The organism is Microcoleus sp. D3_18_C4, from assembly GCF_036702355.1.
GTDB lineage: Bacteria > Cyanobacteriota > Cyanobacteriia > Cyanobacteriales > Microcoleaceae > Microcoleus.
Map to the genome: position 1 here is coordinate 24545 of NZ_JAUBTF010000063.1, position 12231 is coordinate 36775.

Annotated in this window: 11 protein-coding genes, 1 tRNA gene and 1 pseudogene; 4 read left to right on the forward strand and 9 right to left on the reverse strand. The window is 45.6% G+C overall.

Annotation, left to right across the window (positions count from 1 at the left end):
* Positions 1-337: 337 nt before the first annotated feature.
* Entirely contained in the window at positions 338-1006 is a 669-nt protein-coding gene (locus tag QUA90_RS24730) for a cadmium resistance transporter (RefSeq protein ID WP_333390729.1), read from the reverse strand.
* Between the two features lie 454 nt (positions 1007-1460).
* Between QUA90_RS24730 and QUA90_RS24735 the strand changes: the two genes are divergently transcribed.
* On the forward strand, positions 1461-2519 hold the full coding sequence (locus QUA90_RS24735; protein ID WP_333085289.1) for an aliphatic sulfonate ABC transporter substrate-binding protein: 1059 nt from the start codon (positions 1461-1463) through the stop codon (positions 2517-2519).
* Between the two features lie 315 nt (positions 2520-2834).
* Here the strand turns inward: QUA90_RS24735 and QUA90_RS24740 are convergent.
* Positions 2835-2907: transfer RNA gene (locus QUA90_RS24740), tRNA-Phe, on the reverse strand.
* A 132-nt stretch (positions 2908-3039) separates the two neighbouring features.
* Between QUA90_RS24740 and QUA90_RS24745 the strand changes: the two genes are divergently transcribed.
* Together QUA90_RS24745 and QUA90_RS24750 are read left to right on the forward strand one after the other, a co-directional pair.
* Positions 3040-5727, forward strand: a complete 2688-nt coding sequence (locus tag QUA90_RS24745; protein WP_333448192.1) for a glycosyltransferase family 39 protein — start codon at positions 3040-3042, stop codon at positions 5725-5727.
* A 112-nt stretch (positions 5728-5839) separates the two neighbouring features.
* Positions 5840-6793, forward strand: coding sequence for a cobalamin-binding protein (locus tag QUA90_RS24750; RefSeq protein ID WP_333448193.1), 954 nt, complete (start codon positions 5840-5842; stop codon positions 6791-6793).
* Between the two features lie 120 nt (positions 6794-6913).
* Here the strand turns inward: QUA90_RS24750 and QUA90_RS24755 are convergent, their stop codons facing one another.
* From QUA90_RS24755 to QUA90_RS24785, 7 genes are all read right to left on the reverse strand, one after another.
* The gene (locus QUA90_RS24755) at positions 6914-7543 is read right to left on the reverse strand and encodes a fasciclin domain-containing protein (RefSeq protein WP_333331648.1); all 630 of its coding nucleotides are present in this window, start codon (positions 7541-7543) and stop codon (positions 6914-6916) included.
* 165 nt (positions 7544-7708) lie between these two features.
* Positions 7709-8491: an MBL fold metallo-hydrolase gene (locus tag QUA90_RS24760; RefSeq protein ID WP_333448194.1), complete on the reverse strand. Its 783-nt coding sequence runs from the start codon at positions 8489-8491 to the stop codon at positions 7709-7711.
* 344 nt (positions 8492-8835) lie between these two features.
* Entirely contained in the window at positions 8836-9423 is a 588-nt protein-coding gene (locus tag QUA90_RS24765; RefSeq protein ID WP_333240826.1) for an aminodeoxychorismate/anthranilate synthase component II, read from the reverse strand.
* A 178-nt stretch (positions 9424-9601) separates the two neighbouring features.
* Positions 9602-10114, reverse strand: a complete 513-nt coding sequence (locus QUA90_RS24770) for a diacylglycerol kinase family protein (protein WP_333085282.1) — start codon at positions 10112-10114, stop codon at positions 9602-9604.
* A gap of 161 nt (positions 10115-10275) precedes the next feature.
* Positions 10276-10812: an rRNA maturation RNase YbeY gene (ybeY, locus tag QUA90_RS24775; RefSeq protein ID WP_333390710.1), complete on the reverse strand. Its 537-nt coding sequence runs from the start codon at positions 10810-10812 to the stop codon at positions 10276-10278.
* 206 nt (positions 10813-11018) lie between these two features.
* Positions 11019-11237, reverse strand: coding sequence for a DUF3285 domain-containing protein (locus QUA90_RS24780; RefSeq protein WP_333390709.1), 219 nt, complete (start codon positions 11235-11237; stop codon positions 11019-11021).
* Positions 11238-11385: 148 nt separating this feature from the next.
* Positions 11386-11787 carry a tetratricopeptide repeat protein gene (locus QUA90_RS24785; RefSeq protein WP_333390706.1) on the reverse strand — a complete coding sequence of 134 codons (402 nt, stop codon included), beginning with the start codon at positions 11785-11787 and terminating at the stop codon, positions 11386-11388.
* 111 nt (positions 11788-11898) lie between these two features.
* On the opposite strand from QUA90_RS24785, the pseudogene QUA90_RS24790 reads away from it, so the two are divergent.
* Positions 11899-12222: pseudogene (locus QUA90_RS24790) on the forward strand (IS1/IS1595 family N-terminal zinc-binding domain-containing protein); the annotation flags it as partial.
* Positions 12223-12231 lie beyond the last annotated feature (9 nt).

Consider the following 12231-nt stretch of genomic DNA (forward strand, 5'->3'; position numbering starts at 1 on the left):
AAACCTCAAGTTTGTGAGGGCTTTGCGATGCCAGGAATGAGACTTGAAGTCGTGACACGTGGATTTTCAGTCCACTGCTCCCGATCGATTGCTTGCATAGTAACTGCGAAGTCACAATAGGAATCCGGCAAACAATTGAAGCCACGCCGCTACTCTGTCAAAAGTAACTGCAAGATAGGGAATGGCAAGGAGATTAAATTGATAGACCACTAATTTGGGATTACGGTCTAGCTTTTTTTGGTATTCATCTATTATGTTAAAGTCTTTTTTATTCCTTTATCGCAGAAAATACTACTGTTGTCATGGATTTTTTCGATGCTTCGATCACCTTTGTCTGTCAAGTGTTTGGTAGAAAAAGACGATAGGATTCGCTGTCTATCAGAATTCTGAAACCCAGCCACATTAGCACAAAAGGGAAAATCTTGCTCGCATAACGGCTGAGAACCAAAGCAATACCAGGTAGATGCGTCAGAGTATAGGACATAAACAGCCAGCAGCAAACAATAAAATAGCAAATCGGTACGATCACAGCCAGATTTTGAATACTGCTACTAGCAAATAGAGGAATATAGATACCAAGATTGTTACCACCGTTAGAAATCGTGACTGCAGAAACGCGATAAGTTTGCGGATCGCGAATTATTTCCCAGAGCGATCGCTGCCGAGAATCAAATCCGCGAAATTTAGAGTTTCTTTTTAGATTATCTGACTTATCTTCGGCTGAATCATCCTTGTTAAGGTTGAGTAAATTATTCAAGCCAATCAGTATCGGCAAAATTCCCAGTAACCCCGTCCAAGTTGACGGAATTGCTAGCCCCAGCAAGAAACCAACTAAACTTACCGTGATTAATGCCGTGAACCCTATAAGCTCACCCACCACAATGTGTTTAGGACGAAAAGTACGATTAACCTCACTGAAGAAGGCCGTCAGATAAATGTTGTCGTCAAACGTTGTTGCGACAGCAACAGCCAGTCCAATCTTAATTGTTGCAATTAACCAATCCATTACCGTCTCTCACTCAATACCTATCCCATCGCCGAAACTACTGATTTCTCAACCGTCGTGAAAAATCACCATAATCTCGATATGATAATGTGAGTATCGCATATTGGGTGTAACAAGCGAGCAAATTTGGTAGTTTATCCGTATCAAGCGGTGCTTTGAATTGATCCCGGAGCTTCAACTCATCCCAGAATGTCCATCACCTGTGTTTATCAAAGGAGTCATTATGATTAGCCGTTTGATTGACCGTGTGCCTAGAGGCACAGGTCACAATATCTTACGGTCGCTCAGTTCGGCCACTCGTATATCGGCCACCTATCGGTTTGTAGGTCTGTTTTGTATCGGCCTGGTCTTGGTTTTAGTCTTGAGTCTGGCTTTTGACAGTCATGCTGTTGCCACTTCTGCCTCTGGCAATGTACTCTCCCCTCTAGTCATTAGTCAGGTAAATCAGGTCAAATTGTCTAAAGACTCAACAATCCGGTTACTGGAAACAGTGGGACTGTTTGTGGGGGGCATACTTTTCTGTGTCGTTTTGGATCGCTGGTTTTCTAATCGTTCTGCTCATTCGGGCAATACACCCTTAGCTGAGCAAGCGCGGCGGCTCAAGCAACTCAAAATCGGTTATCCAGAGGGTATGACGAATCTGGAAGTCCTGCGTGCTCAAGGTTTGCTCGAAAGCCGTTTGCGACCATTTGGGCTGATTGTTACTTGGACAAGCTTCTTATCAGCTTCTGCTCTGATAGAAGCATTAAGCAATGGGACGATCGATTTCTGCGGCGGCGGTGGTACGGCCAGCATCTTCTCTCAAGCAGCAGATCATGTGTTTGTGCGGGTGGCTAAAGAAAAATATACTGCTCCTAAAGGTCAAGCGATTCTAGTACCAGAAAATTCGCCAATTCAGACGGTTGCCGACCTGAAGGGTAAAAAGATAGCTTTTGACAAAGGCTCAAGCGCTCATTATGTGCTGGTGCGAGCACTGGCAAAAGTGGGATTAGAGTTTAGTGACATTGAGCCAATTTATCTGACCCAGCCACAGGCGCTGCCCCTATTCCGCGCGGGTGAGGTGGATGCTTGGGTGATTTGGGTTCCCTACACGACAACTCAAGTCCGAAGTGCTTATCCAGGGCGCTCGATTGCAGACTTAGAGAGCATCTTTGGTGACAAAGCCTCTTTAGAAGTTCCGACCTATTACTACGCGATTCCAGAGTTGGTACGCGACTATCCCGACTTGCTCAAGGTGATTTTAGAAGAGGTAAACGAAGCTGGAGCTTGGGCTAAGAAACAGGAATTAGAAGCTGCTGTGCGATTGGCAGAACACCATGAAATAGATCCATCCATTGTAGAAATTTTACAGCGACGTAGTGCGGAGCGCGCTATTATCCCGATCGACGACCAATCGCTCACTGCCCTACAGCACCAGGCAAATATATTTAGAGATTTAGATCTGATTCCTGAGCGGGTGAATGTGAAAGATGGAACCTATAGTTTGCAGACCAAGCAAAACTGGACTTATTAATCTGACAATTACACTCGAGTGTAATTTTTTTCTGATCTCAAATCCGCGCTTCATCGTCGGGCGTAAAATCGAGTCAACAACACTCAACCATCATTCAGTTTTTCGACCCGCCCGTCAACAGTCAACAGTCATCTGGCTCGTGCAACCGGAATTGATATGACCTATGTTTTTTTAGCACAAGTCGGTCAAATATTAGCTCTGTCTGGGTTTCCGGCGGGGTTGTCACCCCCCCCATCGGCAAACCTACATCTTGATTAGCTGCATTGCCCGCATTTTTCCTAAAAAAAAACCCTCAACTTGGTGAGGGCTTTGCGATGCCAGGAACGAGACTTGAACTCGTGACACGTGGATTTTCAGTCCACTGCTCTACCAACTGAGCTATCCCGGCTTGTTTTTTCGCGCTTTACTATCTTAGCAGACACATACAGAATTTAGCAAGCACTTTTCTCAATTAATTTTCGATCGCCCGGAACCGCCCGCCTGTAAGCTAAAAGCTGCAACCTCAAATCTAACAATCGCAATGGCACAGCAACATCGGGACAGCGAGGGCAAGAGTCTGCTTGTCTTAGGCATAATTTGGCTGCTGGGGGCAATTAGCGATCGCCTCTGGTTTGCCCTCGATCGATCTGTCCCGGCGTGGGATCAAGCAGACTACCTGACTAGCACCCTGAAATACTTGCAGGCGTTGCAGCATCCTCAGTGGCTTTCCGGGGAGTGGTGGACAAACTTCTGGCTGCTTTCGACGAAAATTCCGCCCTTGGCATACATCTTAACCGTTCCGTTTCTTCAAGTTTTCGGTACTGGGGGCGATCGGGCAACCCTCGTTCATCTATTATTTAGTGCAATTCTCCTCGCCTCAGTCTACAGTCTGGGCGCCCAACTCTTTAACCGGCAAGTTGGTTTGTGGGCCGCTGCAATTTGCGTTTTGTTACCGGGACTTTATCGGTTCCGCTTGCAATTTTTGCTCGACTATCCCCTCACTGCGGCGATTACTTTTGCTTTCTATTGTCTGACAATGTGGAAGGCTTCTGAAGGAAAGAAGGAAGAAGGAAGTTCGGCAACGGATTTTATAACGGATGTAACGGATGTAACGGATGCAACCGATAGAACTCTGTTGGAGGAACGAACAAAGAAAAAGTATAAATTCTCCCCCTCCCCCACTCTCCCACTCTCCCCGTCGTCTTTCTTTTGGGCGATCGCCTTTGGAATTTCTCTCGGCTTATCAATATTAGTTAAACACACTACCGTATTATTTCTGTTTACCCCGATTGTGTGGCTGGCTGTGGGTGCTGTGCGGCAAAAAGCTTGGGGAAGATTGGCTCAATTAGCAGGTAGTTTGTTGCTGTCGGTGGCGGTGTTTGGCCCGTGGGCTAAAACCAATTGGCTGTTAATTTTGACCGGGGGAAAACGGGCAACGCTGGATTCTGCGATCGCCGAAGGAGATCCGGCCCTCAATACGATCGACGCTTGGATTTACTACGGTAAGCACTTACCGGAACACATTTCTTGGCCTCTGTTACTTGTTCCCTTAGTAGGATTAATACTTTATTGGCGTCGTCGGCAAGATAGTTCGTCAATCTTGCATCTCAACTCCTGTCGCTGGCTGGCTGTTTTCTGGGTAGGAGCTTATTTAATTAATTCTCTAAATATTAACAAAGACGACCGATATGGTATACCTTATTTGCCAGTTTTATCTATTTTCTTAGCCTACTGTTTAACGCTGTGGCCTTCTCGGTGGGGACGAGAAATTCGCTGGGGTACAATTGGCTTGGCAATTCTGGCGATGCTGTTCCATATGTGGCCGCTGGGAGGTGCTTTGGGACATAGCTTAGTTCAAATTATCAGTCCCGGCAATTCTCACTATCCTTACTTGGGGAAAGAGTGGCCGCACCGAGAGGTAATTGCAGAAATTATTGATAGGGAACCTTATTTACAATCTACTTTAGGCGTGTTGCCTTCGACGCCGGAAATTAACCAGCATAATTTGAATTTTTACGGTGCTTTGGTGAATTTTCAGGTTTACGGGCGGCAGGTGGGAACGAATTTAAAAGACGTGCCGCAAGATGTGCGATCACTCTCTTGGTTTGTAACTAAAAGCGGCCCCCAAGGTTCGATTCGCGAACGTATTAAACAAGCTCAAAATGCAGCAGTTACAGCAATTGAAAAAGGTGATAAATTTGAGTTAGATAAAACTTGGATTTTGCCCGATTATACTAATTTAAATCTTTATCGCAAGCGAGTGCAGCCTGTAGAAATACAGCCGTTGAATGAAGCGCGATCGCAAGTACAATTAGATCGAGTTACTGTCGCGGCAAAAGCTGTTCCCGGAGTCGCGTTGCCGGTTACTTATACTTGGTCTGGGCCTTGGCAGCAGTTGCAGTCTGGTTTAGTGTTGGTAACGTGGCAAAATCAGCAGTCTGGCGATATTCCACCGGGACAGACTTTCAGGATTTTACACGATCGCGCGATCGGCCAGGGGACTTTGCATCCGGGGATTCTGGAAGCGGATAAATTTGCTGTGGGGTTTCGAGTTGTCGATCGCACGGCGATGCTTCCTCCTGCTAATATTGCACCGGGAACTTACAATCTGCAAGCTACTTATCTAAATCGGAAAACCGGCGAAACTTATCCGATTAATGTGCCGGCAATTAGTGTTAATATCGAGACAGATCCTCTGGATATGCGTTCCAAGGCAGAGCCTGGAAACGAGGATAATACAGATAAGCCTGAGTTAGATTTGGTGACTCAATTGCGGGCGATGGCGGTTAATTTACCAAAAGGATTGCCCGGTTTAGAACCGGTGTTCGAGCAGATTGGGCGCATCAATCAGTACGATCCAATTCAAGATTATACCGTGCAAGCGGAACAAGCGTTAGAATATCGGTTGCAGCAAGAACCCAATAATCTAGAATTGGCTTATGCTTTGGCATTTTCTCGGGTATTGCAGCAGAATGTCAAAAGTGCGATCGCCGCCTTAGAAAAAGTCACTCAACTCGACTCACAAAACCCTTACGCTTACGCCTATCTCGCTTTCGTACACCTGTACGGCTGGCATCCCAAAGCCGCTCAAACAGCCTTAAAACCTGCTCTCGCTCTCAACTCCAATCTACCGGAAATTAGAGTTTTAAACGGTGTCGCGGCTCTGATGCAAGGTAATCTCATTCAAGCATGGCAAGATTTGCAATACTTAAAAAAGTTGAAAGTTTAACAATCCCTTTTATTGTGGCACGGGCGTGCCGCCTGTGCTGATAAATCTGTAACGCCTGTGCTGATAAATCTGTAACGCCTGTGCTGATAAATCTGTAAAAAACCGAAAATCAATGAACCAACTCAGAATTGTTTCTTTAATTCCCAGTGCCACCGAAATTGTAGCAGTTTTAGGATTAACCGATGCAATTGTGGGTCGTTCCCACGAATGCGATTATCCCCCAGAAATCCAAAATTTACCTGTTTGCACTCAGCCTAAATTCAATCCCGAAGGAACTAGCAGCGAAATTCACAACCGCGTGACAGAATTGTTGCAAAATGCGCTGAGTGTCTATAAAGTAGAAATAGATACTTTGGAAAAATTGCAGCCAACTCACATTATTACTCAAGCTCAATGTGAAGTCTGCGCTTGTTCTCTAGCAGAGGTTGAACAAGCGGTAAGCACGCTGGTAAATAGCAAGCCAGAAATTATTTCTTTGCAGCCGAATCTGCTAGCAGAAATCTGGACGGATATTCAGCGAGTTGCTGCTGCTTTGGGCGTAAATGGCAAAAGTGCGATCGACCTTTTGCTATCCCGCATCGATACTATTACCTCGAAAACACAAGCATCCACTTTTATTACCACAAAAGAGAGACTTCCCAAAGTAGCTTGCATCGAGTGGATTGAGCCTTTGATGGCGGCAGGTAACTGGATTCCCGAATTAGTCGCAATGGCGGGAGGCAATTCGCTGTTTGGAATTGTCGGGGAACATTCCCCTTGGTTAAAATGGGAATCTTTAGTAGAAGCTAATCCCGATGTAATTATTTTCATGCCTTGCGGCTTTGATTTAAACCGCACTCGCAGCGAAGCAATGCAGATAACTAAATACGCAGAATGGGCTAATTTGCAAGCAGTAAAAACTGGGAAAGTTTACATAACTGACGGCAATTCTTACTTTAATCGACCGGGGCCGAGATTGGTTGATTCGTTAGAAATTTTAGCAGAAATTCTCCATCCCGAAATCTTCGATTTTGGCTACCGGGGTAAGGGTTGGCAGCCATTTTTGCCAGTCCCCACAGCTAGCTAAAGCTTTATCTGTATTAATTCTGGATTGCCTGCCATACAAATAAGGACACAACAATGTTGTGTCCTTACTTCGCCTTCATTTAACCGAATCTGACATCAATTGATGCAAAAGCCGCTAGTCTTACTTCGCATCAGGGGGCATCAGCACCTTGTCAATTACGTGAATAACGCCGTTGCTAGCTTTGATATCAGCTTTCACAACATTAGCGCCGCCGACAGTAACTTTGCCTGTGCTAACTGCCACCTTCAGCGAACTGCCTTCAACAGTTTTAACATCGCCGGATTTCAGGCTAGTAGATACAACCGAACCAGGAACAACGTGGTAAGCTAAAATCTTAGTAAGTTGGGCTTTGTTTTCCGGTTTGAGCAAATTCTCCACAGTTCCTTCTGGCAAAGCAGCAAATGCCGCGTCTGTCGGTGCAAAAACAGTGAAAGGGCCTTTTCTTTGTAAAGTTGCAACCAAGTCTGCTGCTCCCAAAGCCTTTGTCAGCGTCTTGAATTGAGGGTCGCCCGATGCAATAGCAACAATATCCTTAGCAGCGGAAGTTGGTGCGGGTGAAGCGGAAGTTGGTGCCGGTGAAGCAGCGGTTTTAACTTTTCCTGCAACTTGTGAAGTTTGAGTTGCATTAGCAACATTGGTGTTGGAGGTGATGTGAGCCCAAGCCGGGAAACCGATTAACGCGCTAGCGCCGATTATTCCTGCGAAACCTGTGAGTTGTTTCATCCAACTAGGTAAATTTTGATTTTTCATTGCGCTTGCATTTCCTTATGAGATAAAACAGTGAACATGAATTGTTATGTTAGCCAAATCTCGACAAAAGGCAAGGTTGCCAGAGGCTAAGGTAGAGAGAAATTTCTCTTGCATCCCCGATCGACCAAAACTTCCTTACTATAACGCAAGCTAATAAATCTGGCATCAACCGCTAAATCTGTAACTCAAAACCTCAATCACCGAACCAGTTTGGGGTAAGTCAGCAGATTTGATCGAAATCGTGTCATTATTCAATCGGCGCACCGGCGTACCATCCATCAGCGCCAAGAATTCATCTAGCGGCACCAAATCGCACGCAGCAGCATCGGCGGCTTGGGTTTTGAAATGTGTAGGAATCACCATCTTCGGTTTGAGAAGTTGCAAAGTTTGCTTCGCTTCCGCCGGAGTGTAAGCTTTCGGCCCGCCGCCCACGGGAATAAGCACTACATCGGGCCGCCCGATCAAGATTTGTTCTTCAATGCCGATCGGGCCAGCAACTCCGCCCAAGTGTAAAATCTTAACGCCCGCTTGCTGCCACAGCCAAGCCACATTGACCCCAAATCGCCTTCCTCCCTCACGGTCTTTTTCCGTCCGAATCCCTTGAATCCGCAGCCCGTTAGACCTGTAAGCCCCTGGTTCGTACAAAAGGCCGGGATTGCCCGCAAATCCGTCGATCGCCCCTTCATCGAGCAATCGGCTGCTAATCAGAATCAAATCTGTAGGCACTTTAGGAGAGCGATAGCCTGCGGTACAGCCCAGGGGGCGAAAAGGATTCACCAGCACCCTCGCACCGCCTCCGGAGAACAAGAAGCAAGTGTGGCCCAACCACTGAATCGACAAAGAATCAGCAGTTTGAGCTTGATAGCTTTCCCATCCAGATGGCAAACCAGTGAAGAAAGCTGCTAGCAAACCCGTCTGTGCGTAACGTATTAATTGTCGCCGTTTCATCTTGTGGTTGGGGTTGTCGGGTGTTGGTCGTCTGTTGTTATACCACAAAACACCGCCAGTCGATTTTAGATTTTAGATTTTAGATTTTAGATTTTAGATTTTAGATTTTAGATTTACTCCACAGATGAATCTGGGATATGGAACTTTCGTCTAAAATTTGGGGATCACCACAACGATTTTCGGGGGCTTGTATCCTTTTGTGGGCGCCTGAGATGCGAAAATGTGCACCATAGTTTTACCGTAAAGTTCGCATTGCGCGCCCTACAAAGTTAGATAATTTCAACCGTCAGGTTCGCATTACGCACCCGAAAGATTCAGAGAAAAACTCAAAATTCAAAACCCAACTAAAGCCGTTCCAAGAAATTTCGTAATAATTGCTTTCCCGAAGTCGTCAAAATACTTTCCGGGTGAAACTGTACACCTTCAATGTGCGGATATTCCCGATGCCGCACACCCATAATAGTTCCGTCTTCAACCCAAGCGGTAATTTCCAAAACTTCTGGACAACTCTGCTTTTCAATTACCAAACTGTGATAGCGAGTTGCAATCATCGGCGATTCCACGCCCTGAAAAACTCCGACTCCTGCGTGTTCTACCTGAGAAGTTTTGCCGTGCATCAACACGGGTGCAGAAACAATTTTCCCGCCAAATACTTGACCGATACTTTGATGTCCCAGGCACACGCCTAAAATTGGTAAAGTCGGGCCCAATTCTTTGATTAATTCCAGAGAAATTCCCGCATCTTCCGGCCGCCCCGGGCCAGGAGAAATCACCACTGCTGCCGGCTGCAATTGGCGAATTTCTGCTAAGGAAATTTGGTCGTTCCGGTAGACTTGCACTTCGCTGGCTACAGGCAATTCAGCACCTAGTTCTCCTAGATACTGTACCAAATTGTATGTAAAACTGTCGTAGTTATCGATGACTATAATCACGGGTTAAGTTAGATTTTAGGTTTTAGATTTTAGATTTTAGGTTAACTCGCTCCCTGAAAGCAAGGGTTTCAAGATTTTAGATAGATGCCGAAGATAAAAATAGCTGCAATATAGACGAATAAAACTAAAAATCTCAAATTGGTCATCTAAAACCTAAAATTTGCCATCGCCCAATAAGTTACTGACGGCCGATCGCAATTTGAACGACTGCCCACAAAGGAGGAAGCAGAAGTGCAGTACCGACGATGATCGCAGCCATTGCCGATACCAGAACTGCTCCGGCAGCGCAGTCTTTGGCAATTCTGGCTAGTTCGTGATAAGATTGCCCGACTGTCAAGTCTACCACCGATTCGATCGCCGTATTCAACAGTTCCATTGCTAAAACTATGCCAATGGTGACGCCGATCACAGATATTTCTACAGGTTTGAGTTGCAAAAATAGGCCGAGCCCGATCGCCAAAGTGCCTATAACTGTGTGAATCCGAAAATTGCGCTGAGTTTCAAAAGCATAACTCAGACCCCCCCAAGCGTATCTAAAACTCGTAGCTAAGCTAGATGCGATTTTCCAGGACAGCTCTCGGTTGTATTTCAAGGCTTTTTTCGGCTCCTGGACTGTCTGGCTAGAAGAGTCTTGAGGCATGGGCAGAAACTGTGCGATTTGTGATGAAATTGAGGGTCTATCTAGTGTCATAAAGAACCAACTTTAATTTACAGAGATGAATGAAAGCTAAACTTTTGAAATTAACTTCATCAAGTCTAGGTAACTTTTCTAAGTTTTTACTAAAGTTTTGGTTTAATTTCAGAAAGTTATGTTGGGCTTGACATGATTTGTTAAATAACCATCAACTTCAGTTATGCTGTTTGGATCGTGAGACCGATCGCCCGCAGCAATGTTTCTTGTCGATCGAGCATTTGAGTCAGACTTTCTTCATCCGGGTGATCCCAGCCCAAAAGATGCAGAAAACCGTGGGCTGCCAGCCAAGCTAGTTCGGTCTTCAGGGGATGTCCTTGCTGCTGGGCTTGTCGGTTAGCTGTATCGATCGAGATGACGATATCACCCAAGTATAGGGGTTCAGATGACTGCATTTCCTCTAGCTGAGGACAGTCTACCTCTAAAGATGCGAAAGCTAGTACATCAGTCGGTCGATCGAGCTGGCGGTACTGGAGGTTGAGCGCTTGCATCTCCGTATCGGCGGTTAAACGCAGACTGACTTCGTAGCCCGGAGCGACTGGCACATACTCTTCCTGGTTTTCCAGCCAAACGCTAAACCAATTTTCCCAGGTTTCGGCTGAAATCTCCCCGCTGGCTGCACTCTCAGGGAGGTTGGAAGCGTCGGCTGACTGCTGGGCGAGCCCGTAACAGTCTTCGACGTTCACCTCTATTAACATTTTTTTGCTCTCCTGTCAAGGGATATATTCAATTTTTTTACAAATTCCAATTGCGCGATCGAACGGCAGGGGATTTTGCTGTTGCTGGAAAGATACAGTAATCTGTTAGAGATTGCAACAGGCAGGCAGAACAATCAGCTTAACTCCCGATTAAGAAAGATCAAAAACATCAGCAGAAATTAGAGGCTGATTGTTGGAATCCCGGATTAAGAATTGAAATAGCGATCGAGAAAAGCCAAACCGACGAGTACGCCCAAAAGTCCGGCGGCTGTCAAAGCAAAATGAAACAGAGAAGTCGCCCGCTTGCGAACCATGTTCCGCATCGCCAGCTTGACATAACTCGGTGGAGGTGCATTGTTTGTCGGCGCTGTCTGGTTTTCGGCGGACTCTTCTGAGGCGGGAATTGCTGAGGGAGGTTGACTCATAACGGTTAGTTTAGAAGGTTAACAGAGGGGCTGCTGAGAACATACTCGCCCCGATGGTAACAAATATGTAACGTTTTGTGTAGGATTTTTTAGATTTCAGATTGCCGCAGGCTGGTTTCGCGCAGCAGAGAATCGGGCTAAACTTTCTTCAGCCATCAGCCATCCGCTGAACTTCAGCAATAATTCGCCTCACTTTCTCCGCGTCGGGCGATCGCAAATGCTGCAAAATGTCCAAAGATTGCTGTAAATAATTCAAGGCTTTATCAAAATTTTCCTTCTTATCTGCTAACAACCTTCCTAACATTGCGAAAGTAGCAGCTTTCCCTTGAACATTGCCAATCTTTTCCTGAAGTTCGAGAAATTGTTCATAAAGTGCGCTCGCCTTGGCTACTTCCCCTTGCTTGGCATAAATTCCTGCTAGTTGGCGCAAAGTAGCAGCTTTCCCTTGAACATCGCCAATCTTTTCCTGAAGTTCGAGAGATTGTTCATAAAGTGCGATCGCCTTGACTACTTCTCCTTGATCCACATAAATTCCTGCTAGTTGGTGCAAATTAGCAGCTTTCCCTTGAACATCGCCAATCTTTTCCTGGCGTTGTTGAATTGAGGTACCATAGAGCGAGTGAGCGAGTCACAAAAACCAATTAACTGAAAGTCAAAGCCAATGAAATTTCCTGAAGATAAGTCAACTAATGTTAATAAAAATGCGCCTAATAAAGGCAATCAAAATTATATTTGTGTTGACTGTGGCAGGCAATTTAGAGATTGCTATCAAACCCAGCAGTGTTACGCGCAAGAAGTTAAATATCAATACCTAAAAATATATGTCAATGGGATGGGTTTTCGTGCGAGCAAGAGAGTCAAAGACCTGCATCACACGACAATAATTAATTGGCTCAAGCAAGTTGGAAAGCTGCTACCATCCGCTTACGATCTAGAGACAATTCCAGAAGTAGGAGAACTAAATGAGCTACAAACCTTTGTCGGATAAAAAAAC